The organism is Streptomyces sp. NPDC002787 (assembly GCF_053592095.1).
Genome location: NZ_JBSFVC010000002.1, coordinates 391,977 through 417,735 on the forward strand (window position 1 = coordinate 391,977; position 25,759 = coordinate 417,735).

General features: G+C 71.7%; 20 protein-coding genes. 12 read left to right on the forward strand and 8 right to left on the reverse strand.

The genetic code is table 11. The features are described from left to right. Positions 1-57 precede the first annotated feature (57 nt). Both metF and ACWD26_RS03870 read left to right on the forward strand, forming a co-directional pair. Positions 58-981 carry a methylenetetrahydrofolate reductase [NAD(P)H] gene (gene metF / locus ACWD26_RS03865; protein ID WP_451265884.1) on the forward strand — a complete coding sequence of 308 codons (924 nt, stop codon included), beginning with the start codon at positions 58-60 and terminating at the stop codon, positions 979-981. Positions 982-1,037: 56 nt separating this feature from the next. Continuing rightward, positions 1,038-1,997, forward strand: coding sequence for an SCO2102 family sporulation regulator (locus ACWD26_RS03870; protein ID WP_451265886.1), 960 nt, complete (start codon positions 1,038-1,040; stop codon positions 1,995-1,997). 40 nt (positions 1,998-2,037) lie between these two features. On the opposite strand, the gene ACWD26_RS03875 is transcribed toward ACWD26_RS03870, so the two are convergent. The 4 genes from ACWD26_RS03875 to ACWD26_RS03890 form a co-directional block, all read right to left on the reverse strand. Continuing rightward, positions 2,038-3,570: a phytoene desaturase family protein gene (locus ACWD26_RS03875; RefSeq protein ID WP_451265888.1), complete on the reverse strand. Its 1,533-nt coding sequence runs from the start codon at positions 3,568-3,570 to the stop codon at positions 2,038-2,040. Positions 3,571-4,052: 482 nt separating this feature from the next. Next, on the reverse strand, positions 4,053-4,685 hold the full coding sequence (locus ACWD26_RS03880; RefSeq protein WP_451265890.1) for a TetR/AcrR family transcriptional regulator: 633 nt from the start codon (positions 4,683-4,685) through the stop codon (positions 4,053-4,055). 53 nt (positions 4,686-4,738) lie between these two features. Then, a complete protein-coding gene (locus ACWD26_RS03885; RefSeq protein WP_451265892.1) occupies positions 4,739-6,823 on the reverse strand; it encodes a YhgE/Pip family protein in 2,085 nt (694 codons plus the stop codon). After that, complete coding sequence (locus ACWD26_RS03890) at positions 6,795-7,682, reverse strand: ATP-binding cassette domain-containing protein (RefSeq protein ID WP_451265894.1); 888 nt, start codon at positions 7,680-7,682, stop codon at positions 6,795-6,797. Before ACWD26_RS03890 ends, ACWD26_RS03885 begins: the two co-directional genes overlap by 29 nt. Before the next feature lie 176 nt (positions 7,683-7,858). Here ACWD26_RS03890 and ACWD26_RS03895 point away from each other — a divergent pair, with 176 nt between their 5' ends. The 3 genes from ACWD26_RS03895 to ACWD26_RS03905 all read left to right on the forward strand — a co-directional run bounded on the left by ACWD26_RS03895 (position 7,859) and on the right by ACWD26_RS03905 (position 10,050). Next, on the forward strand, positions 7,859-8,398 hold the full coding sequence (locus ACWD26_RS03895) for an SAV_6107 family HEPN domain-containing protein (protein ID WP_451265896.1): 540 nt from the start codon (positions 7,859-7,861) through the stop codon (positions 8,396-8,398). Between the two features lie 131 nt (positions 8,399-8,529). Then, the gene (locus tag ACWD26_RS03900; RefSeq protein WP_451265898.1) at positions 8,530-9,357 is read left to right on the forward strand and encodes a methyltransferase; all 828 of its coding nucleotides are present in this window, start codon (positions 8,530-8,532) and stop codon (positions 9,355-9,357) included. 288 nt (positions 9,358-9,645) lie between these two features. Then, complete coding sequence (locus tag ACWD26_RS03905; RefSeq protein WP_451265900.1) at positions 9,646-10,050, forward strand: DUF3040 domain-containing protein; 405 nt, start codon at positions 9,646-9,648, stop codon at positions 10,048-10,050. 257 nt (positions 10,051-10,307) lie between these two features. Here the strand turns inward: ACWD26_RS03905 and ACWD26_RS03910 are convergent, their stop codons facing one another. From ACWD26_RS03910 to ACWD26_RS03925, 4 genes are all read right to left on the reverse strand, one after another. Continuing rightward, positions 10,308-12,839: a transglutaminase TgpA family protein gene (locus ACWD26_RS03910; protein ID WP_451265901.1), complete on the reverse strand. Its 2,532-nt coding sequence runs from the start codon at positions 12,837-12,839 to the stop codon at positions 10,308-10,310. Further along, on the reverse strand, positions 12,836-14,194 hold the full coding sequence (locus tag ACWD26_RS03915) for a DUF58 domain-containing protein (protein WP_451265903.1): 1,359 nt from the start codon (positions 14,192-14,194) through the stop codon (positions 12,836-12,838). Before ACWD26_RS03915 ends, ACWD26_RS03910 begins: the two co-directional genes overlap by 4 nt. Then, the gene (locus ACWD26_RS03920) at positions 14,191-15,231 is read right to left on the reverse strand and encodes an AAA family ATPase (RefSeq protein WP_451265905.1); all 1,041 of its coding nucleotides are present in this window, start codon (positions 15,229-15,231) and stop codon (positions 14,191-14,193) included. The genes ACWD26_RS03915 and ACWD26_RS03920 overlap by 4 nt, the downstream gene beginning before the upstream one ends. Positions 15,232-15,514: 283 nt before the next feature. Further along, on the reverse strand, positions 15,515-16,060 hold the full coding sequence (locus tag ACWD26_RS03925; RefSeq protein WP_451265907.1) for a beta-class carbonic anhydrase: 546 nt from the start codon (positions 16,058-16,060) through the stop codon (positions 15,515-15,517). 325 nt (positions 16,061-16,385) lie between these two features. On the opposite strand from ACWD26_RS03925, the gene rsmH reads away from it, so the two are divergent. From rsmH to murD, 7 genes are all read left to right on the forward strand, one after another. Further along, positions 16,386-17,342 carry a 16S rRNA (cytosine(1402)-N(4))-methyltransferase RsmH gene (gene rsmH, locus ACWD26_RS03930; protein ID WP_451265909.1) on the forward strand — a complete coding sequence of 319 codons (957 nt, stop codon included), beginning with the start codon at positions 16,386-16,388 and terminating at the stop codon, positions 17,340-17,342. A gap of 111 nt (positions 17,343-17,453) precedes the next feature. Beyond that, positions 17,454-18,074 (forward strand): hypothetical protein, encoded by a 621-nt coding sequence (locus ACWD26_RS03935; RefSeq protein WP_451265911.1) that lies wholly within the window; start codon positions 17,454-17,456, stop codon positions 18,072-18,074. Positions 18,075-18,265: 191 nt separating this feature from the next. Beyond that, on the forward strand, positions 18,266-20,047 hold the full coding sequence (locus ACWD26_RS03940) for a peptidoglycan D,D-transpeptidase FtsI family protein (RefSeq protein WP_451266004.1): 1,782 nt from the start codon (positions 18,266-18,268) through the stop codon (positions 20,045-20,047). A gap of 74 nt (positions 20,048-20,121) precedes the next feature. Beyond that, positions 20,122-21,795: a UDP-N-acetylmuramoyl-L-alanyl-D-glutamate--2,6-diaminopimelate ligase gene (locus tag ACWD26_RS03945; protein WP_451265913.1), complete on the forward strand. Its 1,674-nt coding sequence runs from the start codon at positions 20,122-20,124 to the stop codon at positions 21,793-21,795. Between the two features lie 4 nt (positions 21,796-21,799). Beyond that, complete coding sequence (locus ACWD26_RS03950; protein ID WP_451265915.1) at positions 21,800-23,215, forward strand: UDP-N-acetylmuramoyl-tripeptide--D-alanyl-D-alanine ligase; 1,416 nt, start codon at positions 21,800-21,802, stop codon at positions 23,213-23,215. Further along, positions 23,212-24,285 (forward strand): phospho-N-acetylmuramoyl-pentapeptide-transferase, encoded by a 1,074-nt coding sequence (gene mraY / locus ACWD26_RS03955; RefSeq protein ID WP_451265917.1) that lies wholly within the window; start codon positions 23,212-23,214, stop codon positions 24,283-24,285. The genes ACWD26_RS03950 and mraY overlap by 4 nt, the downstream gene beginning before the upstream one ends. After that, entirely contained in the window at positions 24,267-25,694 is a 1,428-nt protein-coding gene (gene murD, locus ACWD26_RS03960; RefSeq protein WP_451265919.1) for a UDP-N-acetylmuramoyl-L-alanine--D-glutamate ligase, read from the forward strand. The genes mraY and murD overlap by 19 nt, the downstream gene beginning before the upstream one ends. Positions 25,695-25,759 lie beyond the last annotated feature (65 nt).

The window sequence follows — 25,759 nt, forward strand, 5'->3', positions numbered from 1 at the left end:
AGGGATAAACGCCCTGCTCTGGTTGGGGGACGGCCCCGACCTGACTAACCTGCCGGTATGGCCCTAGGAACCGCTTCCACCAGGACTGATCGCGCACGGACCGTGCGCGACATGCTCGCCACGGGCAAGACCACGTACTCCTTCGAGTTCTGGGCGCCCAAGACGGAGAAGGGCGAGCGGAACCTGTGGAACGCCCTCCGCAGGATCGAGGCGGTCGCCCCCAGCTTCGTCTCCGTGACGTACGGCGCCGGCGGCTCCACCCGGGCCGGCACGGTCAAGGCGACCGAGCAGATCGCCGCCGACACCACCCTCACGCCGGTCGCCCACCTCACCGCGGTCAGCCACTCCGTCGCCGAGCTGCGCAACATCATCGGCCAGTACGCGGACGCCGGGATCCGTAACATGCTCGCGGTCCGCGGCGACCCGCCCGGCGACCCCATGGCCGAGTGGGTACCGCATCCGCAGGGCCTGACGTACGCCGCCGAACTCGTCCGGCTCATCAAGGAGTCGGGGGACTTCTGCGTAGGTGTCGCGGCCTTCCCGGAGATGCACCCGCGCTCCCCGGACTGGGACAGCGACGTCGCGCACTTCGTCGACAAGTGCCGGGCCGGCGCCGACTACGCGATCACGCAGATGTTCTTCCACCCGGACTCGTACCTGCGTCTGAGGGACGCCGTCGCGAAGGCCGGTTGTGAAACCCCTGTCATTCCCGAGGTCATGCCCGTCACCAGCGTGAAGATGCTGGAGCGGTTGCCCCAACTCAGCAACGCCGCCATCCCGAACGCCCTGAAAGAGCGGATCGTCACAGCCAAAGCGGATCCGGTCGCTGTACGCTCCATTGGTATCGAGTTCGCCACGGAGTTCTGCGCCAGGCTGCTGGACGAAGGAGTCCCCGGACTTCACTTCATCACCCTGAACAACTCCACCGCGACTCTGGAAATCTACGAGAACCTGGGCCCGCACCTTTCACCTCGGGCCTAGACCGGTCGCACTCGCGTACGACACACTGCGTAGCGGCCACCGGGAGAGGGGCGTACATGGGCTGGACGGTCCTCTACATCGCGTTCGGCGTCGTCGCGTTGTGGCTGCTGGGTGAGGTGCTGCTGCAGTACAAGGCCCGGCTGCGCTGGCGGCTGCTCGCCTTCGCCGGCTTCCTCGGTGTCGTCCTCGGTGTGCTGATCCCCAACGTGATCGTCATCGCGCTGGGCGCGATCGGGTTCGCGGTCGGGCAGACCTATGTGACGCTGTCGTTCCGCCGCGGCTTCGAGGCCGGCTGGGCCGTCCGTCCGCGTCCCGGCGAGGGCGAGGACGACGGCAAGAGCGCCAAGATCGGCAAGGCCGGCAAGAAGCGGCGGCGCGGCGAGCCGGAGCGCCAGGACCCGACCCTGGAGGTCACCGACCTGGAGGCCACGGCTGCGGGAACGTACCACCAGGGCGAGGACCCGCTCGACGACGACCGCGACGACGACGTGTTCGTCCGCCCCCGGTCCACGCCCGCCGCGGCCGGGGCGACCACCGTGTACTCCCCGGAGCCCATGCCCGACGACACCAGCTCGTACGGCGTCTACGGCGACGACAACGCCTACGCGGGCGCCCCCGAGCAGCCCTACGCGACCGCCGGCCAGTCCGCGCAGGACGAGGCCTTCGCCTACTACGGCTACGACCAGCAGGGCTACGGCTACGACCAGGCCCAGCAGCAGTACGCCGCCTACTCCGACCCGTACATCGGCACGCAGACGTACGACGCCACCGCCTCGTACGACCAGTCCTACGGCCAGCAGGGATACGGTCAACAGGGCTACGGCCAGGACCAGTACGGCAACGGCGGCTACGGCGGCGAGACCCCGCCCGGCGGTGTCTGGGTCCCGCAGCAGCGCAACACCGACGACGCGTTCGACCCGTTCGGCACGAACCACCCGCCAGAGCAGTCGTACCCGCACCAGGAGACCGGCAACAGCGGGAACAACGGCTACGACGAGCAGCAGTACCGTTTCTGAAGGACCACCAGGCCCTTTGGGCAGCCCACCGTGGTGAGCCTCACTGCGAGCCGCGGAAGTCCGGTCCCTCCACGATCAGTCCGGCCACCAGCGCGCCCGACATCCCGGCGTGCGGGAGGCCGCCGCCGGGGTGGGACCAGCCGCCGACCAGATACAGCCCCGGGAGCCGGGTCGCGTTGGACGGGTGCAGGAAGCGGCCGTCGGCCGCGGCGAGCGCCGGTGCGGGTACGGCTCCGCGCTCGGCACCCGTCTCCCGGGCCGTGTCGACCGGGGTGCGCACCTCGCGCCAGAGCAGCCGCTCCCGCAGACCGGGCACGGCGGCCTCGGCGGCGGTGACGAGCGACTCCGCGCACCGCTCGGCCACATCGCCCGCCACCCAGTCGATCTCGGTCGGCACCGCGGCCGAGACGACCACGGACTCGTGCTCCTCGTCCGGGCGCAGCGCCGGGTCGTCGGGCCGCAGCACGGTCACCGTGAGCGGCACCGGGTCGTCGGTGTCGCGCAGGTGGCTCAGGAAGTCCAGCTCGGCACTCCGGTCGGGCGCGTGCACGACGGTGCGGTGCGCCGCGCCGGCCTCGCGGGCGCCGCGCAGGGCCAGCAGCACGGTCAGCCGGCCGGACCGCGGCGACTCCAGGTCCGGCCGTACGTCGCCGTCACCCTGTACACCGTGCTCCGTCAGGCCGTTGAGCCGTACCGGATCGATGCCGGCGACCACGTGGTCCGCTTCCGTCACCGCCCGGTCCCCGGTGTCCACCTCGGCCAGGACCTCCACACCGGCCGCCCGGCCGTCCCTGACGACGATCCCCGTGACCTCGGCGCCGAAGACGAACTCGACCTTCCGGGCCAGGCACCGCTCGTACAGCGCCCGCGCCAACTCCCGTATGCCGCCCCGGACGTACCACGTCCCGAAGGCGTGCTCCATGTACGGCAGGACCGCCGCGCTCGCCGGGATGCTCCTCGGGTCCAGGCCGTAGGTGAGGGCGTGGCTCTCCAGCAGGGCCGTCAGCCGGGGGTCGCGCAGCTCCCAGGCGCCGACCTCGGCGAGGGTGCGGGCGCGGCGGGTGCGCAGGAGGCGCTTGTGGGGCACGGCGGGGTACGGCTCGCGCTCGGCGAGGACCTTCCAGTCGGGCCACAGCGGCTCCTCCAGGAGGGGGCGCCGGGTGCGGTCCCAGGCCTCGCGGGCGCGTACCAGGAAGTCGCCCCAGCGGTCGCCGGCGCCCGAGCCGAGGGCGGTGTTCAGAGCCGTGACCACGCCCGCGCGGGAGGCGTTCGGCAGCGACAGGTCCGTGCCGTCCGCGAAGACGTGCCGGGCCGCCGGGTCGACCTGGACCAGGTCGACGCACTTCTCCAGCGGCTCCTTGCCGGTCTTGAGGAAGAGGTCGCGATAGACGGCGGGCAGGGGGAGCAGTCCCGGGCCGGTGTCGAACGCGAAGCCGTCGCGCTCGTAGTGACCCACGGCTCCGCCGTAGGTCGCCGTGCTCTCGTACACCACCACTCGGTGGCCCGCGACGGCCAGCCGGGCGGCGGTTGCCATGGCGCCCAGCCCGGCGCCGATCACCGCGATTCTTGCCATGCCAGGGACTTTATCGGCCGCCGCCGACATCTCGGTTCGTGGGAGAGCCCGGGGCGCGGTTGCCTGGCGACCGCGGGGCGGTCGTGGCTGGTCGCGCGGTTCCCCGCGCCCCCATTTCGGCGGCTGCGCCGCCGTCCAGGGGAGTACGAGGGCGGGCGCGATCGTCACCAGTCGGCAACAGCGTGCCCTGGGGCTGAGTGCGCAGGGCTGAGTACCCGTACTCAGGCGGTGAGATGAGTACGCGCGCGGATGGCCTCCGACCTGCGCGAACGAGAAGGTGGAGGCACGGGAAGGGGCGCGGCTCCGGTACCGCCGACACGGGGCGGCGGAACGGTTCGCGCTCCCACCGCTCCTTCCGTCGACGGGAGTCGGCGGGAGCGAGGCACGGGGGAGACGGGGGAACGGGGAAGCGCCGGTTCGAGGTGGCCCGCGGGGGGGACGCGGCCAGTTCGGACCGGCGCTCTCGTGCGCGCCCGGCCCAGCTAGCGGTTCCCGCTCACCCGGCCCTGGAGCAGCCGGGACAGCGCCGCGTGGACGTCGTCCAGGGAGCGTTCCGGCTGGAAGGCCTTCCAGTCCAGGGCCGCCACCAGGACCATGCCGACCAGGGCCGACGCCGTCAGCCCGACATCGATCTCGTCGCTCAGCTCGCCCCCCTCGACGCCCTCGCGGAGCACGTCCTCGACGACCGCGACCGCCTCCTGCCGGACGACCATCAGCGTGGACTGCCAGGCCCGGTTGGTGCGCCACAGTTCGGCCACGTAGAGCTGGGTGAAGGACGGGTAGCGGTCGATGAAGACGAGCCCGGCCCGGATCATCGCGTCGAGGGAGTCGACCCTGCCGCCGCCCTCCTTCGCGGTCCGCTCGGCCGCCTCCCGGAGGGAGGCCGTGAGGAGTCCCACGCCGTGCCGCAGCAGCTCCTCGAAGAGGACCGACTTGCTCGCGAAGTTGTAGTAGACCGTGCCCTTGGCGACACCGGCGCGCTCGGCGATCTCGTCCACCGTGGTGGCGGAGAACCCCTGCTCCGCGATGAGGGTGACGGCCGCTTCGTAGAGTTTCTGCCGGGTCGCCTCGCGGCGGCCCCCGCCTGCGCCGCCGGGGGCGTTGCTGCTTTCCATGGCCCTGATTGTCACAGGAACCGCGCGGTGCGCGGACCCTGTTGCCCGCTCGCTCACAGACTCAGCTCCGGGTGCAGCCGGTCCAGGGTCCACACCTGCTTGCGGCGGGCGGAGACGGCGGTCAGTGCGAGGGCGCCGACGGTGAAGGCCACCAGCACCGCGCACGCCTGCCAGACCGGGCCCAGACCGCCGCCCGTGATCAGCCTCCTGAGGGCGTCGACGACATGGCTCATCGGCAGGAAGGGGTGGACCGCGTTGAAGAAGTCCGGGCTGGTCTGCACGGGATACGTGCCGCCCGCGGACGTCAACTGGAGCATCAGGAAGGCGAGGACGAGGATCCGGCCGGCCGCCCCGAAGCGCGCGTTGAGCCACTGCACGATCGCCGCGAAGCACGCCGTGACCAGGAACAGGAAGCCCACCGTCCCGGCCGCCCGCGCCATCTCCAGCCCGACCGCCCAGTGCAGCACCGCCATCAACGCGACCGTCTGCAGCACGCCCAGGGCGGCCACCGGGAGCCAGCCCGCCAGCGCGATCCGCCAGGCCGAGGCACCGGCCGCGAGGGCCCGCCGGTTGAGCGGCTGGATCAGCATGTACGCCACCATCGCGCCCACCCACAGGGACAGCGGGATGAAGTACGGGGCGAACCCGGTGCCGTAGTTGGGCGCCTTGTGCGGGTCGCTGGTGGCCAACCGCACCGGGTCGGCCATCACTTCGGTGCGCCGGTCGCGGTCCTGCCGGTCGTAGTCCGGGATCTGCTCGGCCCCGTCGTGCAGACCGCCCGCGAGCTTCCCGGAGCCGTCGGCCAGCTTGTACATGCCGCCCTTGAGGTCGACCGCGCCCGTCTTCAGGTCGCCGACGCCCGTGTCGAGGTCCTCCGCGCCGGTCTTGGCCGTGCCGAGCCCGGTGTGGAGCGTCTTGGCACCCTTGGCGACCTTCGCGGCGCCCTTGTCGAGTGCGTTCACCTTGGCGACGGCGTCGTCGAGGTCCTCGGAGAGGGTGGGCGCCGCCTTCGCGAGGGCGCGGGCCTGCTTCTCCAGGGTCTCCAGGTCCTTGTCGAACGCCTTCATGTCACCGCCGTAGTTCTTCACCACGGTGTTGACGTCCGCGGCGAGCACCGCCGCCTCCGCCGCCGCGTCCTTCGCCTTCTTCAGGTCCGCGCAGGCCGCGTCGGGCAGTACGGCCTTCTCGCACCGGCGCTCGTAGACGTCGTCCAGGGTGTCGGAGGCGGCCCGGGTGCCGGTCTCGGCGGCCGGCGCCGTCTTGACGAAGGCGTCGAGGTGCCCGCGGATCGTGGCCGCCGAGTCGGCGACCAGGGTGGCGGTGTCGGCGATTGTGTCGCCGTTCTCGTCGAGGAAGGGCCGCACCCGGTCCGCCGCGCCGCCGACCTTGTCGGCGAGCTTCCCGGTGCCGTCCGCGACCTGCTGGGCACCGTCCTCCAGATCGCCCGCGCCCTCGTCCAGCTCCCGCAGACCGCCGGACAGCTTCCCGCTGCCGTCCTTGGCCTCCTTCAGCCCGTCCGCGAGGTCCTTGGAGCCCTGCTCCGCCTTGTCGATACCGCCCTTGAGGTCGTCGGCGCCGTCCGCCGCCTTCCGGGTCTCGTCATGGATGTCGGAGAACGAGATGAAGATCCGGTCCAGGAACGACCGCGACGCCTTCGTCGACGCCGCCGTCCGCACCTCCGAGAACACCGTCCGAGAGATCTGCCCGACGATGTAGTTGTTCGCGTCGTTCGTCCGCACCTGGAGGGCGCCCGTCTCCGGCACGTCCCCGGAGCTGGACGCGACCCGCTCGCTGAAGTCCTCCGGCATGGTCAACGACAGGTAGTACGTGCCGTCCTCGACGCCCTTCCGGGCCTCGGCGGCGCTCACCCGGTGCCACTCGAAGGTGTCGCTGTCCCGCAGCCCCTTGGCGATGTCGTCGCCGGCGGTCAGCTTCTGCTTGCCGACCGACGCCCCCCGGTCGTCGTTCACCAACGCCACGGGGATGCGGTCCAGACGGCCGTACGGGTCCCAGAAGGACCACAGGTACAGGGCGCCGTACAGCAGCGGCAGCAGCAGGAGCGAGACCAGCGCGGCCCGCGGCAGCTTGCCCCGGCCGAACCGCCTGAGCTCAAGCGCGGCGAGTTTCGGCGAGCGCATCGGCCGTCTCCTTGTCGTCGTCGGGGTTCTCGTCGTTTCGGTTCTCGTGGGTGGGGTTCGCGTGGGCGGGGTTCTCGTCGTCGGGGTTCTCGTCGTCGGGGTTCTCGTCGGTCTCGGGTTTCTCCGGTTTCCCGGGTGCCGTCGAGACGACGACCGCCCCCTCCGGGGCCTCGCTGCACACCGCCACCACCGTGGTCCCGGACTCGGTGAGGGACCTCAACAGGGCCCACACCTCGACCCGTTCGGCGTCGGAGAGCTTCAGGTCGGTGTCGTCGATCCCGAGCAGCCGGGGCCGGCCGATGAGGGCGAGGGCGACGGACAGCCGCAGGGCCTCCAGCCGGTCCAGGTCGCGCACGGCGGTCCGCGTGCCCTTGGGCAGCGCGTCGCGGTCGAGCCCGGCGGCGGTCAGGGCGGCCTCGACGCGGAGCTTCGCCTCGGTGGCGCGCTCGGCCCGGGGCCGCAGCAGCCCGCGCAGGGAGCCGTCGAACCGCCGCTGCAGCAGCGCCCGTTCACGCAGGTGCTCGCCGACGGTCAGTGCCGGGTCGAGGTCGGTCACACCGGGGACGTGGGCGAGGGCGCTGATCCTGCGGACGGCGGCCATCCGCTTCGGCAGCCGGAGGGAGCCGACCGTGGCGTGGCCCTCGCTCGGCTTCATGCGCCCGGTGAGCGCGAGCAGCAGACAGGTCCGGCCCGACCCGGACGGCCCCTCGACGGCGACCAGCGAACCTGCCTCCGCACGGAACGCGACACTCCTGAACGCCCAGCCGCGCGGCCCCTTGAGCCCGAAGCCCTCGGCATCGACAGCGACTCCACCGACCGTCTCCGGCCCGGTGTCGTCCGCCACCCGTGGTTCGTCCATTACCCCCGGACCCCCTGCAAGTTTTTGAACTGACTGGTCAGTGCAAAAACTACTCCGAACCTCTGATCGAAGCAAAAGTGCAGGTCAGAACGGATTGTCAGTGGCATACCGCACGATGAACACATACGGCACCTCGTGTCAGGGCGTGCCGTCACGAAGACGACAGGAGGTTCGTCATGGCCAGTCACCACGCAGCAGCCGCCCATCGGCGCCGCGCCCCCGGCCCTGCCCCCTCACTGACCGGCCCGGCGAGCGACGTGCACCCCGTGCTGCGCCGGGCGACGGCCCCGCCCGCCGCCCTCGACCTGCTCGCCAAGGCCCGCTCCGGCCTCGACGAGGCGTCCGGACTCCCGACGCCCAACGAGCGATACGCCACCGCCCACCTCGCCGCCCTGCGCACGGCCGCCGCGGTGCTCGCCGCCCGGGGCCGCCCGGAGCCCACCCCGAAGCGCCGGGCCAAGATCCGGAGCGCCTGGGAAGTGCTCCCCGAGATAGCGCCCGAACTCGCCGAATGGAGCGCGCTGTTCGCCTCCGGGGCCGCCCGCCGGGCACGCGCCGAGGCGGGCATACAGGGCGCGGCGAGCGCACGTGACGCCGACGACCTCATACGTGACGTCGCGATGTTCCTGCGCCTCGTCGAGCGGATGCTGGTGCTCCAGCCGGTGCTGCCGCACCCCCGGCAGGACGGCGCCCCGGGCGTCCCGGACGCGGGCTGACCGGCCGCCCCGGCGCCGCCCATTAGGGTTGGGGCATCCGCAATACTCCGCCGCGGCCACGGCCCCGGCGGAGACGCAAGCCCATCGCTCCGCCGCACGCCAGGCGGTGCCCCGCCGAGGAGTCAACTGCCGTGTCGGACCCGATGCGCCCACCCGTCTCCCACCACCACCCTGAGCCGACGTCGCTGCGCTCCGATCCCTTCCGGCCCCGCGCCTCCCTCCGTACCGCCGTGGTCTGGGAGGTCCTCCAGGACGCCCTCGACCGCCGGGTGAAGGCCGCCGGACGAGAGTCGCTCGACGTGCTGGACACCGGTGGCGGCAGCGGCAAGTTCGCGGTGCCCGTGGCCCGCCTCGGCCACCGCGTCACCGTCGTCGACCCCAGCCCCAACGCGCTGTTCGCGTTGGAGCGCCGGGCCGCCGAGGCCGGTGTCGCCGAGCGCGTCCAGGGCGTCCAGGGCGACGCGCACGGCCTCTTCGACGTCGTCGACCGCGGCGGATACGACGCGGTGCTGTGCCACGGCGTCCTGGAGTACGTGGACGACCCGGCCGAGGGCATCGGCAACGCGGTCGCCGCGCTGCGCGCCGAGGGGGTGCTCAGCCTGCTCGCCGCCGGTCTGGGCGGCGCGGTGCTCGCGCGGGCCCTCGCCGGCCACTTCAAGGAGGCCAGGCAGGCGCTCGACGACCCGAACGGACGCTGGGGCGAGGGTGATCCGGTGCCCCACCGCTTCACCGCCGAGCAGCTCACCTCGCTTGTCGAGGGCGCGGGCCTCCGGGTCGCCGCCGTGCACGGAGTCCGGGTCTTCGCCGACCTGGTTCCCGGCGTCCTCGTGGACACCGAACCCGGCGCGCTGGACGCCCTGCTCAAGCTGGAGGCGGCGGCCGCCGAACTGCCCGCCTTCCACTCCGTGGCGACGCAACTCCATGTGCTGGGCGAGACGCGAGGGGCCGCCGAGTCCTGACCCGTCTCCCGAGGCGAATGAGGGTGACCCGCTGATCAGGGGCTGGGCGGCGGATGGAGTACGCCACAGGCCACCCCATCGGGCGCTCGGAGCCGTATGATCGAGGGAGACCGTTCCGGCATGACGGGCCGTTCGCTGGGGAATTCACACCTCAGCGAGTCGGGGTGCCATGGCGGGTTCCGGTTGGCGAATTGGCGTAGAGGGGCGGGTTTCAAGGGGGCGATTCCCTGCCTATCCTGAAGAGGACCCCCCGGGTCGCTCCGGCGACCGCACGATGAGGAGGACTCCGTGCCGCTCTCAGAGCACGAGCAGCGCATGCTCGAGCAGATGGAGCGAGCGCTGTACGCCGAAGATCCCAAGTTCGCGTCAGCGCTTGAGGGAAGCGGGCTGCGTACGTACACCCGGCGGCGGGTCTACCAGGCGGTCGCGGGCTTTCTGGTGGGTATCGCGCTCCTCATGGCCGGAATGGTCGCACAGCAGATCTGGGTCAGCGTGGTGGGGTTCCTCGTCATGCTGGGCTGTGCGGTGCTCGCCGTCACCGGTTGGCGCAAGGCCCCCAAGCCGGGTGAGCAGCCCACCGGTGCCGCAGCAGGCTCCGCCGGTGCGGGTCGTCAGACACGACAGCGCCGCTCCATGATGGACCGAATCGAACAGCGCTGGCAGCGCCGTCGTGACGAGCAGGGCGGCCACTGAGCCCGCCGGATCGCCGATTCGCCAGCCACAGCTGAAGACGGACGAAGGGTGACCACCCTCAGGGCGGTCACCCTTCACGCACGCCCGGAAATCGAACGGCCGCGTATCGTCCCCTACCGGTAAAGCCGGCTCCAGACATCCGCCCCCGCCGGGCGAACCTGGTGGCTGCATATGTCTGCCCTCACCGAGGGAACCTGGTGGCTGCATACCTTTGCCCCCACCGGGCGAACCCGGTGGGGGCAGACCTATGCGTCGCCTCAGCCGTTCTGGCTCGTCGAGGGGCGTCGCCAGGGCAGGCGCGGTGTCGGCATGCGGGCCAGCAGATCGTCCCTGGCCGCCGCCCAGCGGGCGGAGAGGGCCCAGGCCACACGGACGGTCGAACGGGGCAGCAGCAGTGCCCGCAGCTTCGTCCGGCGGTCGGCGTGCGCCCGCAGGCCCACCTCGATCTGGTGCGTGTCCCGGGCGAGACCCGACGGGACCTGCGGCCGCGGAGCGAAGAGAACCTGCTCCACCGCCGCCGCCACCCGGTGCACCGCGTCTGCGGCCGACGGCTCCAGCTGCCCCAGTCGCACGATCCGCGCGGCGGCCATGCGGGGCGTCTGCGACTCGTCCGGCGCGATCCCGTAGTCCCACGCCGTGTCGGTCACCTCCTGCCACGCGGCCAGCGCATGGGCCGCCGCGGCCTCCGAGCGGCTGTACGCGGGAGCCTGGCCCGGTGGCGCCTGGGGTCCCCCCACCACGCCACCTTCGTCGGTCACCTCCCGCGCGGCGGGCGAGCCGAGGGCCGCCTTGGGCAGCGCACCCTCGTGCGCGCCGAGCCGTACGGACCGGACCCTGAGCCGCCACAGCATCGGCAGCAACGGGATCGCCAGCACCAATAGCGCTCCTGGAACGGTCAGCAAGGTCCAGGGCGAGAAGAACAGCAGACTCCAGAGCGAGCCCTCGTCGTCGTCGGAGCCCGCCACCGCCGCCGCGGACGCGCTCCCGCAGGCCCCCAGCTTGGCCTCCTGCGGCGTGCAGCTCTCGCTCGCCGACGGCTCGGCAGACGGCTCCGCGGACGCCGACTGCGAGGGCCGGGGCACCTCGGGCAGACCGCCGGTCCCGGTGTCCTCCGGCACCGTGTACGGAGGGGTCGTGCCCCGGTTCGGGGTGGGCTCGAAGCGGGTCCAGCCCACCCCCTCGAAGTACAGCTCCGGCCAGGCGTGCGCGTCGCGCAGGCCCACCGACATCGTGCCGTTCGTCTGCGGCGTACCGGGCGTGAAGCCCACCGCGACCCGGGCCGGTATGCCCAGCGTGCGGGCCATGGACGCCATCGCGAAGGAGAAGTGGACGCAGAAGCCCTCCTTCTCCTCCAGGAACCGGGCTATCGCCCGCGCGCCCGTGCCGGACCGCACCTCGGTGTCGTAGGTGAACTCGCCGCTGAACGCGAACCAGTCCTGCAGCTTCACGGCCCGCTCGTAGTCGTTCGTAGCGCCCTTGGTGACCTCCAGCGCCGTCCGCGACACCACCGACGGCAGCGAGGCGGGCACCTTGGTGTACTCCCGCCGCAGGGACGGCGGCGGCTCCGGCGCCGAGGAGAGCTGCTCCGCCGTGGGCTGCACGATCAGGCTCTCGACCGTGTACTGGGCACCCTTGGTGTCCTGCTCGTGATCACCGACGAGGGTGCGCCCCACGGGCTCGTACCGCCAGTCGCCGTCGATGTCCACACCGGTCACCGGATACGGCATCGGCAGCCAGTCCTGCTCGTAGTCCTCCGCCGCGGCGATGCGGGTCGTGATCGTCGACCGCTTGACGTCGGTGCTGAGGCCGGTCGGCGTGCCGAAGTCGTCCGGCACCTCCGTGATGGAGCGCTCGGTCGGCTTCCAGGAGGTGCCGTCGAAGTCGTCCAGGGAGACGATCCGCAGATACATCTCCTGCACGTTGTCCGTGTTGGTGCGGTAGGACAGGACCTGGCGGTCCTCGTCCACGTTCAGGCTGTCGCGCAGCGACACCAGGGGGTTCACCGCGGAGATCGTGCCGCCGCCACCGGAGCCTGCGCCGATGCCGGCGCCCGCACCGTCCAGCAGCCCGCCGTCGAGGGAGGGCAGCCCGAGCGGCACCACCAGGGCGATGCCCAGCGCGACGGCGCCGATGCGTCGCCCGGTGCGCACCGGGGCGACGGCCGCGTCCCCCGACTCCGGGCGCGGGCCGTTGGGGGCGCCGCCGAAGACACGGCCCCACTGCGAGAGCCGGTCACGGCTCTCGGTCAGGAGCAGCAGCAGATAGCCGGCGGACGCCAGCACGAACCACAGCCACGCGGCGCCGTCGGAGAGGCCCGCGGCGACCGAGTACAGCGCGAGCAGCGGCAGACCGGCCGGGGCCGCGCTGCGGAACGTCACCGCGAGCGCGTCGACCAGGAGGCCGACCACCAGCACCCCGCCGATGATCATCAGCCGGATGCCCTCGCTCAGCGGCGCCGGGATGGCGTACCGCCCGACGTCCTCGGCACCGGTCTGCAGCAACGTCCCGAAGTGCTGGAACGCCTCCGGGCCGGGGACGATCCCGGCCACCGCCTGCTCCCGGGCGAAGACCAGCGTCAGCATCATCAGCGCGACCAGCGCCTGCGCGGCCACGGTCAGCGGCCGGGCCAGCGGCACCCGCCGGGTGAGCGCTCCCACACCGGCCTGCACGCCCAGCATGAGGGCCGCCTGGAAGATCCAGGTCGCCGGGTCGACCAGCGGCAGCAGCGCGCACGCCGCCATGATCGTGGCGGCCCAGGCGCACAGCGCCATCCTCGCCCGACCGCTCATGACCACCCCTCCCCGGCGCTCCCGGACATCACGCCCGTGCGCTGCTGGTCCGCCTGGCGCCACAGGTCCGTCAGCGAGGCGCCACGCGGCACCGTCAGCGCCGTCCAGCCCGCGTCGTGCAGCAGACGCAGCGACTCCTCGCCGGCGCCGCCGGCACCGGGCACCTCGCCCGGTTCGGTCGTCCATGCCTCGCTGTCCAGCAGGAAGGCGACCGCCCCGCCGCTGCGCTGACGCATCTTGCCGATCACCGTCGCCTGCTCCTCGTCGAGGTCGCCGAGGAAGGCGACCAGCAGCCCCTCGTTGCCGCCCCGCAGCACCTCGTACGCGGGCGACAGGCCCGTGCCGTCCGAGTGGTCGACGACCGCGAGGGTGTCCATCATCAGCCCGGCCGCGTCGGCCGACTCCTGGCTGGCGCCCGCGAAACCGTCGGCGCCCTCACCGGGCACGGAGTTGCCGGTGTCGGTCAACAGCCTTACGGAGAAGCCTCGTTCGAGCATGTGCACCAGCATGGACGCGGCGCCGGAGACGGCCCACTCGAAGGCCGAGTCCGGGCCCGCGCCGAGATACGCCTCGGCGCGGGTGTCCAGCAGCACCGTGCAGCGGGCGCGCTGCGGCTGTTCCTCGCGGCGGACCATCAGCTCGCCGTAGCGCGCGGTCGAGCGCCAGTGCACCCGGCGCAGGTCGTCGCCGTGCCGGTAGCCGCGGGGGATCACGTCGTCCTCGCCGGCCAGCGCCAGCGAGCGCTGCCGGCCGTCGCCGTACCCCTTCGCCTCCCCGCTCAGCCGCACCGGCGGCAGCGCCTCCACGCGCGGGACGACCGTGAGCGTGTCGTACGTCGAGAAGGAACGGGTCAGCTCGCACATCCCGAACGGATCGGTCAGGCGCAGCTGGAGCGGGCCCAGAGGGTAGCGGCCGCGCAGATCGGAGCGGACGCGGTACGACACCTCACGGCGGCCGCCCGCCTCCACCCGGTCCAGGACGAACCGGGGACGCGGACCGAGCACGTACGGCACCCGGTCCTGCAGCATCAGCAGCCCGGTGGGCAGCCGCGAGACGTTGTCCATCCGCAGATGGACACGGGCCTCGCTGCCGGCGGGCACGCGCGAGGGGGAGAGGCGGCGGCTGCCCGCGACCCGGTAGCGGGTGCGGTACAGCACGGTCGCGCAGACCAGCGGCAGCACGGCCAGCAGCAGGCCGACCCGGAGCAGATCGCTCTGCCCGAGGACGTACGCGCATATGGCGGCGGCTATGCCGGCGGCCAGGAAGGAGCGCCCGCGTGTGGTGAGGCCGGCGAGGGCCGTGCGCGGCCCGCCCTTGTCCTGCTCCGGGGTGGGCGCCGGCCCGGCGGTGGTCATCCAAGCCTCCGCGGCGGTTGCTGCGGGTACGCGGGCGCGGTGTGGACCGAGCCGAAGCCGCTCTGCGCCTGGGGAGCCTGCGGCACGGGCGTGCGCTGAAGGATCTCCTGGACCACCTGCTCCGGCGTACGGCGGTTGAGCTGGGCCTGGGCGGTGGGCAGCAGCCGGTGGGCGAGGATGGCCACGGCGAGCGACTGGATGTCGTCCGGCAGCGCGTACTCCCGGCCGCTCAGGGCGGCGGTCGCCCTCGCCGCGCGCAGCAGATGCAGCGTGGCACGCGGCGAGGCGCCGAGTCTGAGGTCCGGGTGGGTGCGGGTGGCGCCCACCAGGTCCACCGCGTAGCGCCGGACCGTTTCCGCGACGTGCACATTGCGGACGGCCTCGATCAGCTTCACGATCTCGTGCGCGTGCGCCACCGGCTGCATGTCCTCCAGCGGCGAGACCCCGCCGTGGACGTCGAGCATCTGCAGCTCGGCCTCCGGGCTGGGGTAGCCGACGGAGACGCGCGCCATGAAGCGGTCGCGCTGTGCCTCCGGCAGCGGGTAGGTGCCCTCCATCTCGACCGGGTTCTGCGTGGCCACCACCATGAAGGGGCTCGGCAGCTCGTAGGTCTGGCCGTCGATCGTGACCTGGCGCTCCTCCAGGGACTCCAGGAGCGCGGACTGCGTCTTCGGCGAGGCGCGGTTGATCTCGTCGCCGATCACGATCTGCGAGAAGATCGCGCCCGGCTTGAACTCGAACTCCTTGCGCTGCTGGTCCCAGATGGACACACCCGTGATGTCCGACGGCAGCAGGTCCGGCGTGAACTGGATACGCCGCACGGAACAGTCGATGGACCGCGCCAGTGCCTTGGCCAGCATGGTCTTGCCGACGCCGGGGACGTCTTCGATCAGAAGATGTCCCTCGGCGAGCAGCACTGTCAGCGAAAGCCGTACGACCTCAGGCTTGCCCTCGATCACTCCTTCGACCGAACTGCGGACTCGCTCCACAGTGCTGGTCAGATCAGTGAGGCTCGCTCGATCGTCATAGGTCGTCACCCGGCCCTCCTCGGCCCGTTCTTTCTCCGGGCCGTCGCTCTGCGATGCGGACCGGCCCACCCCGAAACACGGACACCACGCGCGAACTGCTCAGCGTGACGTCACACACGCATTCTTGCTGCCGTTACCAATCCGTGTCACTCGCCTGTGGATAACTGGCCGCGATATGTCAGACTTGCGGCTCTTTGAACGGCGAAATGCCAGGAGATTGACAGGAAACCCGGGCTGCGCGGGACCGCCCGCGGGCTGTACGGGCCCCACGGGCGGGCCGGTTCGACCGCGCTCAGACCGGGTCGACCTCCCGGAGCAGGCCCGTCTTCACGTCGAAGACGAAGCCGCGTACGTCGTCGGTGTGCAGCAGGAACGGGTTGGTCCGCACGCGCTGCATGGACTGCCGTACGTCCTGGTCGACGTCCCGGAAGGACTCCACCGCCCAGGCCGGGCGCTGGCCGACCTCGGCCTCCAGTTCGGTGCGGAAGTCCTCGGTGAGGGCCTCCAGGCCGCAGCCGGTGTGGTGGATGAGGACGATGCTGCGGGTGCCGAGCTTGCGCTGGCTGATGGTGAGGGAGCGGATCACGTCGTCGGTGACCACACCGCCCGCGTTACGGATGGTGTGACAGTCGCCCAGCTCCAGGCCGAGCGCGTCGTGCAGGTCGAGGCGGGCGTCCATACAGGCCACGACCGCGACACGGAGGACGGGGCGGGCGTCCATCCCCGGGTCGGTGAACGCGGCGGCGTACCGCTCGTTCGCCTCGACGAGGCGGTCGGTGACGGTGCCGTCGGATATGGCGCCTTCGGGCCCGGTGGGAACTGCTGCGGAGGTCGTCATAACCATGACGGTACTGGTCACGCCCCCGGAGGGCGCTCTGTGAGAGAGGACAAAGAACGTCATTGGCGCTTGTTGTGAGGTAACCCACAGGAGTGGCGGGATCACGGCCGTACGGGTGATTTATCCGCATGCGCGGCCTCGGCGGGACCGTGTCGCGACGCGCAGGCCGGTTGATTGACCGCGCAGGGGCGTGGACTAAAGTGGCGCCGAGCGAGGGGCGAGGCCCCCTGCTGGACCGAAACCCCAAGGAGAACCGGTGACAGCCCGGCGTCTCCCCGCGTGCGCGGCGCGTACGTGCGGCTCGCGCCGGACCTGAGAGGGCCCCTTGAGCAACAGCCGCCACGTCCCCGTCATGCTCCAGCGATGCCTGGACATGCTGGCCCCGGCCCTCACGGAGCCCGGCGCGGTGGTGGTCGACTGCACACTCGGCCTCGGCGGCCACAGCGAGGCGCTGCTCACCCGGTTCCCCGAGGCCCGGCTCGTCGCCCTCGACCGCGACAAGGAGGCCCTGCGCCTCTCCGGCGAACGGCTCGCCCCCTTCGGTGAGCGCGCCACGCTCGTGCACGCCGTCTACGACGAACTCCCCGACGTGCTCGACCGCCTGGGAATGCCTCGGGTCCAGGGCGTCCTGTTCGACCTCGGCGTCTCCTCCATGCAACTCGACGAGGCCGGCCGGGGCTTCGCCTACGCCCAGGACGCGCCCCTCGACATGCGGATGGACCAGACGACCGGCATCAGCGCCGCCGAGGTCCTCAACACCTACCCGGCGGGCGAACTCGTCCGGATCCTCCGGGCGTACGGCGAGGAGAAGCAGGCCAAGCGGATCGTCTCCGCGATCGTGCGCGAGCGCGACAAGGAGCCCTTCAGCAACAGCGCCCGCCTCGTCGAACTGATCCGCGACTCCCTGCCGCAGGCCGCCAAGCGCACCGGCGGCAACCCCGCCAAGCGCACCTTCCAGGCCCTGCGCATCGAGGTCAACGGCGAACTCACCGTCCTGGAACGGGCGATCCCCGCCGCCGTGAAGGCCCTCGCGGTCGGTGGCCGGATCGCCGTGCTGTCGTACCACTCGCTCGAGGACCGCCTCGTCAAGCACGTCTTCGCGGCGGGCGCCGCCACCACCGCGCCCCCCGGACTGCCCGTCGTCCCCGAGCGGTACCAGCCGCGGCTCAAGCTCCTCACCCGTGGTGCCGAACTTCCCACCGAGGAAGAGGTCGCCGAGAACCGGCGCGCCGCCCCCGCACGCCTGCGCGGAGCGGAGCGCGTGCGGGAGGACGTCGAATGAGGCGTACGAGGCGGCCCCACACGGTGTGTGAAGGGGACGGTGAGTGAGTCCGAAAAGCGAACTCGCGGGGACGGTGAGTGAGTTGGGAGAACGAACTCACAGGGAGGGTGCGTGAACAGGAAACCCGAACTGAGGGGCCGGGCCGCCCGTCTCGCACGGCTCCTGCCCATGAGGCCCAAGGGAGCCGCCCGCACCCCGTTCGTCCTCCTGGTCGTCCTGCTGCTGGGCGGCGGCCTCATCGGCCTCCTCGTGCTGAACTCCGCGCTGAGCGAAGGGTCGTTCAAGCTCGACGACCTCCAGGACGACGTGAAGAGCTACACCGACGAGGAACAGGCGCTCCAGCGGGACGTGGACGCCTACTCCGCGCCCGAGGCCCTTCAGCGCCGCGCCCGCGAGCTGGGCATGGTCCCCGGCGGCGACCCGGCCTTCCTGAACCCCGACGGCACAGTCAAGGGCGTACCGAGCGCCGCCCGGCAGGCCGTGGCCCGCGTGCCGCTCGTCCTCGCACCCGAGGTCCTCGACCCCGGCCCGCCCGCGAACCCGACCCCCACCCCGAGCTCCACGTCGAGCCCCACGCCCGCGGACTCCCCGACGCGGACACAGCCGCAGCCGCAGACGTACACACAGCCGCAGCCACAGACGCCGGAGCCCGCGGCCACCCCCAGCCCCGCCCTCACCCCCACCACCCCGTCCGTACAGTCCACCCAGCTCCCGACGACCCCCGGCAGGTGACGGAAGTGGCCGATTCAGGCAGGCAACCCCCCCGCCGCCGCGTACCCGGACCCGCCCGGCCCGTGCGTCCGAGCGGCCAGCAGCGCCGCCCCGGCCCCGGCGCCCGCCCCGGCGCGCAGCGCCGCCCGGCCAAGCCCTGGCAGCCGCCCGGGCGCACCATCCGCCTGGGCAGCCCCCGCCCCCGGCTGCGCATGGTGAGCCTCGCGCTGACGCTGGTGATGCTCGCCTTCGTCGTACGGCTCCTTCAGGTGCAGGCCGTCGACGCGAGCGAGTACGCGGCCAAGGCCGACCAGAACCGGTACGTCGGCCGGGTGCTGGCCGCCGAGCGCGGCGGGATCACCGACCGCAACGGCGTCGCCCTCGCCATCAGCACCGACGCCAACGACATCACGGCCGACCCGACGATGTTCACGCGCGAGCAGCTCAAGATCGACGACGGGCCCGAGCAGGCCGCCGCACTCCTCGCGCCGATCCTCGGCGCCGACCAGGAGACGGTCACCGAGAAGCTGCGCACCAAGAACACCCGCTACGTGCTGCTCGCCCGCCGGCAGACCCCGCAGGTCTGGAACCAGATCAGCGACCTGAAGACAGCGCTCGTCAAGAAGGCCCAGAAGGACAAGACCACGGTCAACGTCCTGGCGGGCGTCTTCCAGGAGCCCAGCAGCAAGCGCGTGTACCCCAACGGCGACCTCGCCGCCGGGATACTGGGCTGGGTGAACGCCGAGGGCAAGGGCGGCGGCGGCATCGAGCAGCAGCTGAACACTTCCCTGTCGGGCAAGGACGGCAAGATCCGCTACGCCCAGTCCGGGGGCCGTCTGGTGCCCACCGCCGGCTCCACCGAGACCCCCGCCGTGGCCGGGTCCGACGTCGAGCTGACCATCGACCGCGACATCCAGTGGGCCGCGCAGAGCGCCATCAGCGAGCAGGTGAAGAAGTCCGGGGCGGACCGCGGCTATGTCATCGTGCAGGACACCCGCACCGGCGAGATCCTCGCCATGGCCAACTCGCCCGGCTTCGACCCCAACGACCTCACCAAGGCGAACCCGGACGCCCTCGGCAACGCGGCCCTCCAGGACGCCTACGAGCCCGGCTCCACCGCCAAGGTCATGTCGATGGCGGCCGTACTGGAGGAGAACGTCGCCACGCCGGACACGCACGTCACCGTGCCCAACCGGCTGCACCGCGGCGACCGGCTCTTCCAGGACGACATCGACCACCCGACCTGGTACCTGACGCTCAACGGCGTCCTCGCCAAGTCGAGCAACATCGGCACCATCCTCGCCACCGGCGAACTCGGCAGGAACCAGCGGGAGTCCAACCAGATCCTTTACTCGTACCTGCGGAAGTTCGGCATCGGCGGCTCCACCGGTCTCGGTTTCCCCGGCGAGACCAAGGGCATCCTCGCCCCGCCCGGCGACTGGTCCACCTCGCAGCAGTACACGATCCCTTTCGGCCAGGGCATGTCGATCAACGCGATGCAGGCGGCCTCCGTCTACTCGACGGTCGCCAACGGCGGCGTACGCGTCGAACCCACCCTCGTACGCGGCACCAAGGGCCCCGACGGCCGCTTCACCCCCGCCGCGAAGCCCGAGAAGACCCGGGTCGTGAGCGAGAAGACGGCGAAGACCCTCGCCCGGATGCTGGAGTCCGTCGTGGACGACCGCGAGGGCACGGGCACCAAGGCACGCATCCCCGGCTACCGGGTCGCGGGCAAGACGGGTACGGCCAACCGTGTGGATCCGGCCACCGGCAGATACCGCGGCTACACCTCGTCGTTCGCCGGGTTCGCGCCCGCCGACAAGCCACGGGTCACCGTCTACTGCGCGATCCAGAACGCCACCAAGGGCAGCTACTTCGGCGGCCAGATCTGCGGGCCCATCTACAAGGAGGTCATGGAGTTCGCCCTGAAGACCCTCCAGGTCCCGCCCACCGGGGCCAAGCCCGCAAAGCTGCCCGTCACCTTCGCCCCCTGACCCGTCTGCCGCCCCGCCTCCTGACCACATCCTGATCCACCCGCTGATCAGCGCAACCAGCGAGGAACCGACTCGTGACCATGATCACTCCCGACCCCGGGAACCACGCATCCCAGCCCCGCTCGCACAAACCCTCGCTTCGCTCCGGCGGGGGTACGCCCGGTACGCTCACCGCCGTGCCACACGCTGATCAGTCCCAAACCACCCAGAAGGACGTTCCCGTGACATACCCGGGACCGCCCCGGCCGGCCCATGTCTCCGCCACACCCCTCGCGGAACTCGCCGGTCAACTGGGTGCCGAACAGCCGGCGAGCGCGGACACCGTCGAGGTCACGGGCATCACCCACGACTCGCGCGCCGTCCGCCCCGGCGACCTGTACGCCGCCCTGCCCGGTGCCCGTCTGCACGGCGCCGACTTCGTGAACCAGGCGGCCGGCCTCGGCGCCGTCGCCGTGCTCACGGACCCGAGCGGCGCCGAGCGCGCCGCCGCGGCCGGGCTGCCCGCCCTCGTCGTGGAGAACCCGCGCACGCGGATGGGCGAGCTGGCGGCCACGATCTACGGCCGCCCCGGCGGCGACCTGCTCCAGATCGGCATCACCGGCACCTCGGGCAAGACCACCACCGCGTACCTCATCGAGGGCGGCCTGCGGACCGTCCGCTCCACCGGACTCATCGGTACGGTCGAGATGCGCATCGGCGACGAGCGCATCAAGTCCGAGCGGACCACCCCCGAGGCCACCGACCTACAGGCCCTGTTCGCGGTCATGCGCGAACGCGGCGTCGACTCGGTCGTCATGGAGGTCTCCAGCCACGCCCTGGTCCTCGGCCGGGTCGACGGCTGCGTCTTCGACGTCGCCGTCTTCAACAACCTCAGCCCGGAACACATGGAGTTCCACTCCGGCATGGAGGACTACTTCCAGGCCAAGGCGCGGCTCTTCACACCGGAACGCAGCAGGCTCGGCGTCGTCAATGTCGACGACGAGTACGGCCGCCGGCTCGTCGAGGAGGCCACGGTCCCGGTCGTCACCTTCTCCGCCGAGGGACACCCCGACGCCGACTGGCGCGCCGAGGAGGTCCAGGTCGGGCCGATGGACTCGACGTTCACGGTGGTCGGGCCCAAGGGCGAGCGGATCACCGCCAGGTCGCCGCTGCCGGGCACCTTCAACGTGGCCAACACCCTGGCGGCCGTCGCCGCGCTGGCCGTCGCCGGCCTCGACCCGCAGACCGCCGCCGACGGCATCGCCGCGGTGCCGGGCGTGCCGGGCCGGCTGGAGCGCGTGGACGCCGGGCAGCCGTACCTCGCGGTCGTCGACTACGCGCACAAGACGGACGCCGTCGAGTCGGTCCTCAAGGCGCTGCGCAAGGTCACGGAGGGCAGGCTGCACGTCGTGCTCGGCTGCGGCGGCGACCGGGACAGGACCAAGCGCGGCCCCATGGGCGCCGCCATGGCCCGGTTCTCCGACACCGCTGTACTGACCTCCGACAACCCCCGCTCCGAGGACCCCCTCGCGATCCTCGCCACCATGCTCGAGGGCGCGGCCTCCGTGCCGGCGCACGAGCGCGGCGAGGTCCTCCTCTTCGAGGACCGGGCCGCCGCGATCGCCGCGGTGGTGGCCCGCGCACAGCCGGGCGACACCGTGCTGGTCGCGGGCAAGGGCCACGAGCAGGGCCAGGACATCGCCGGCGTGGTCCGTCCCTTCGACGACCGCCAGGTGCTTCGCGAAGCTATCCAGCAGACCCAGGGATGAACTTGTGATCGCCCTCTCTCTCGCCGAGATCGCAGAAGTCGTCGGCGGGCAGACGCACGACATACCGGATCCGTCGGTCCAGGTCACGGGACCGGTCGTCCGGGACTCCCGTGAGGTGGAGCCCGGCAGCCTCTTCGTCGCCTTCGTCGGCGAGCGGGCGGACGGACACGACTACGCGGCCGCGGTCGTCGAGGCGGGCGCGGCAGCGGTGCTGGCGTCCCGTCCCGTCGGCGTGCCCGCGATCGTCGTGGCCGACGTCCAGGCGGCCCTCGGCGCCCTCGCCCGGCACGTCGTGCGGAAACTCGGTACGACCCTCGTGGCCCTCACCGGCTCCGCGGGCAAGACCAGCACCAAGGACCTGATCGCCCAGGTACTCCGCCGCAAGGCGCCGACGGTCTTCACACCCGGCTCCCTCAACAACGAGATCGGACTGCCCCTCACCGCGCTCAGCGCCACCGAGGAAACCCGTTTCCTCGTCCTGGAGATGGGCGCCCGTGGCATCGGCCACATCCGGTACCTCACCGAGCTGACGCCGCCGAGCATCGGCCTCGTGCTCAACGTCGGCACCGCCCACATCGGCGAGTTCGGCGGCCGCGAGCAGATCGCGCAGGCCAAGGGCGAACTCGTCGAGGCCCTGCCCGCCGCGAGTGAGGGCGGCGTCGCGATTCTCAACGCCGACGACCCGCTCGTCCGGGCCATGGCGTCCCGTACGAAGGCCAAGGTGACCCTCTTCGGAGAGTCCGGCGAAGCGGACGTACGCGCCGAGAACGTGACGCTCACGGACGCCGGACAGCCCGCGTTCAGGCTTCACACACCCTCCGGTGCAAGCGATGTGACCATGCGCCTGTACGGTGAGCACCACGTGTCGAACGCGCTCGCCGCGGCCGCCGTCGCCCATGAGCTGGGCATGTCCGCAGACGAGATCGCCACCGCGCTCTCCGAGGCGGGCTCCCTCTCCCGCTGGCGGATGGAGGTCACCGAGCGCCCGGACGGCGTGACGGTCGTCAACGACGCCTACAACGCGAACCCCGAGTCCATGCGAGCCGCTCTGCGCGCGCTCGCGGCGATGGGCAAGGGGCGGCGGACCTGGGCGGTGCTCGGCAAGATGGCCGAGCTCGGGGACGAATCGCTCGCCGAGCACGACGCGGTCGGACGGCTCGCCGTCCGGCTCAATGTCGGCAAGCTCGTCGCGGTCGGGGGCAGGGAAGCGTCCTGGCTCCAACTGGGCGCATATAACGAGGGTTCGTGGGGTGAGGAGTCGGTGCACGTGTCCGACGCACAGGCGGCGATCGACCTGTTGCGCAGTCAGTTGCGCCCGGGAGACGTCGTACTCGTGAAGGCGTCCCGGTCGGTCGGGCTCGAGAGCGTGGCGCAGGCGCTGCTCGACGGCGGCAACGAGGGTGAGGTTGCCGCGCGATGATGAAGCAGATCCTGTTCGCAGGAGTCATCGGTCTCTTCCTGACCCTGGTCGGCACCCCGCTGCTGATCAAGCTGCTGGCCCGCAAGGGCTACGGCCAGTACATCCGAGACGACGGCCCGCGCGAGCACGCCAGCAAGCGCGGTACGCCGACCATGGGCGGTATCGCCTTCATCCTGGCGACGATCATCGCGTACTTCCTGGCCAAGCTGATCACGGGCCAGACGCCGGCGTTCTCCGGTCTGCTGGTGCTCGGCCTGATGGCCGGCATGGGCCTCGTCGGCTTCCTCGACGACTACATCAAGATCGTCAAGCGCCGCTCGCTCGGCCTGCGGGCCAAGGCGAAGATGGCCGGCCAGCTGATCGTCGGCATCGGCTTCGCTGTCCTCGCGCTGCAGTTCCCCGACGCCCGCGACCAGACGCCGGCCTCCACCAAGATCTCCTTCGTCCAGGACTTCGGCTGGAGCATCGGCCCGGTGCTGTTCGTCATCTGGGCGCTGTTCATGATCCTCGCGATGTCGAACGGCGTGAACCTGACCGACGGTCTGGACGGTCTCGCCACCGGCGCCTCCGTCCTCGTCTTCGGCGCGTACACCTTCATCGGCGTCTGGCAGTTCCAGGAGTCCTGCGCCAACACGATGACGCTGACCAACCCGTCGGCCTGTTACGAGGTACGAGATCCACTCGACCTGGCGATCGTGGCCTCCGCGCTGATGGGCGCCTGCCTCGGCTTCCTGTGGTGGAACACCTCGCCGGCCAAGATCTTCATGGGTGACACCGGTTCGCTGGCCCTCGGCGGCGCGCTCGCCGGTCTCGCGATCTGCTCCCGCACCGAGCTGCTGCTCGCGCTCCTCGGCGGTCTGTTCGTCCTCATCACGATGTCGGTCGTCATCCAGGTCGGCTCGTTCAAACTCACCGGCAAGCGCGTCTTCCGCATGGCCCCGCTCCAGCACCACTTCGAGCTCAAGGGCTGGTCCGAGGTCCTTGTCGTGGTCCGCTTCTGGATCATCCAGGGCATCTGTGTGATCGTCGGACTGGGCCTCTTCTACGCGGGATGGGCGGCCGACAAGTGACCGACTGGCAGGGCAAGCACGTCACCGTCGCCGGGCTCGGCGTCTCCGGCATCCCGGCGGCCAAGATCCTGCACGGCCTCGGCGCCGTCGTCACGGTCGTCAACGACGGCGACGACGAACGCGCCCGGGCGCAGGCCGCCGACCTGGAGGCGCTCGGCATCACCGTGCGCCTCGGCGACGGCGCCACCCTGCCGGCGGGCACCGAACTCGTCGTCACCACGCCCGGCTGGAAGCCGGACAAGCCGCTCTTCACCGCGGCCGCCGAGGCAGGCGTCCCGGTCTGGGGCGATGTCGAACTGGCGTGGCAGCTGCGGGGCCCCGACGCGGCGCCCTGGCTGGCCGTCACGGGCACCAACGGCAAGACCACGACCGTGCAGATGCTCGCCTCGATCCTGACGGCGGCGGGCCTGCGCACGGCCGCCGTCGGCAACATCGGGGTCTCGCTGCTGGACGTCGTCCTCGGCGACGAGCGGTACGACGTCCTGGCCGTCGAGTTGTCCAGCTACCAGCTCCACTGGGCACCCTCCCTGCGCGCCCACTCCGCCGTCGTCCTCAACCTCGCCCCGGACCACCTCGACTGGCACGGCTCGATGGAGGCGTACGCCGCCGACAAAGGCCGTATCTACGAGGGCAACCAGGTCGCCTGCGTCTACAACGTGGCCGACAAGGCCACCGAGGACCTGGTGCGCGAGGCGGACGTCGAGGAGGGCTGCCGGGCCGTCGGGTTCACGCTCGGCACGCCCGGTCCGTCCCAACTCGGCGTCGTGGACGGCATCCTGGTCGACCGCGCCTTCGTCGAGAACCGGCAGAAGAACGCCCAGGAGCTCGCCGAGGTCTCCGACGTGAACCCGCCGGCCCCGCACAACATCGCCAACGCCCTCGCGGCGGCGGCCCTCGCCCGGGCCTTCGGGGTGCCCGCCGCGGCCGTACGGGACGGCCTGCGGGCCTTCACGCCGGACGCGCACCGCATCGCGCACGTGGCCGACGTGGACGGCGTGGCGTACGTCGACGACTCCAAGGCCACCAACACGCATGCGGCGCAAGCCTCGTTGGCGGCGTACGAGTCGATCGTGTGGATCGCCGGCGGGCTCGCCAAGGGCGCGACCTTCGACGAACTCGTCGCCAGTGCGGCGAAGCGGCTGCGCGGGGTCGTGCTGATCGGCGCGGATCGCGCCCTGATCCGCGAAGCGCTCGCGCGACACGCGCCCGAAGTGCCGGTCGTCGACCTCGACCGGACCGACACTGGGGCGATGCTCGCGGCTGTCCGCGAGGCGCGGACACTGGCGCGAGCGGGCGACACGGTGCTGCTGGCGCCGGCCTGTGCGTCGATGGACATGTTCGTCAACTACAACAAGCGCGGGGACGCTTTCGCGGATGCCGTTCGTGAACTCGCCGCCGCGGACGGCTGAACCGGCCCGCCTGCCTGGCGGCCGTGCCGGGTGGACTCGGGAGGGAACGCGTGACACGGATGTGG

Excerpts from the sequence above, each read along its gene's own strand:
- metF (WP_451265884.1), top strand. The coding sequence starts at position 58 with ATGGCCCTAGGAACCGCTTCCACCAGGACTGATCGCGCACGGACCGTG.
- ACWD26_RS03870 (WP_451265886.1), top strand. The coding sequence starts at position 1,038 with ATGGGCTGGACGGTCCTCTACATCGCGTTCGGCGTCGTCGCGTTGTGG.
- ACWD26_RS03875 (WP_451265888.1), bottom strand. The coding sequence starts at position 3,570 with ATGGCAAGAATCGCGGTGATCGGCGCCGGGCTGGGCGCCATGGCAACC.
- ACWD26_RS03880 (WP_451265890.1), bottom strand. The coding sequence starts at position 4,685 with ATGGAAAGCAGCAACGCCCCCGGCGGCGCAGGCGGGGGCCGCCGCGAG.
- ACWD26_RS03885 (WP_451265892.1), bottom strand. The coding sequence starts at position 6,823 with ATGCGCTCGCCGAAACTCGCCGCGCTTGAGCTCAGGCGGTTCGGCCGG.
- ACWD26_RS03890 (WP_451265894.1), bottom strand. The coding sequence starts at position 7,682 with ATGGACGAACCACGGGTGGCGGACGACACCGGGCCGGAGACGGTCGGT.
- ACWD26_RS03895 (WP_451265896.1), top strand. The coding sequence starts at position 7,859 with ATGGCCAGTCACCACGCAGCAGCCGCCCATCGGCGCCGCGCCCCCGGC.
- ACWD26_RS03910 (WP_451265901.1), bottom strand. The coding sequence starts at position 12,839 with ATGAGCGGTCGGGCGAGGATGGCGCTGTGCGCCTGGGCCGCCACGATC.
- ACWD26_RS03915 (WP_451265903.1), bottom strand. The coding sequence starts at position 14,194 with ATGACCACCGCCGGGCCGGCGCCCACCCCGGAGCAGGACAAGGGCGGG.
- ACWD26_RS03925 (WP_451265907.1), bottom strand. The coding sequence starts at position 16,060 with ATGACGACCTCCGCAGCAGTTCCCACCGGGCCCGAAGGCGCCATATCC.
- ACWD26_RS03940 (WP_451266004.1), top strand. The coding sequence starts at position 18,266 with ATGGTGAGCCTCGCGCTGACGCTGGTGATGCTCGCCTTCGTCGTACGG.
- mraY (WP_451265917.1), top strand. The coding sequence starts at position 23,212 with ATGATGAAGCAGATCCTGTTCGCAGGAGTCATCGGTCTCTTCCTGACC.
- murD (WP_451265919.1), top strand. The coding sequence starts at position 24,267 with ATGGGCGGCCGACAAGTGACCGACTGGCAGGGCAAGCACGTCACCGTC.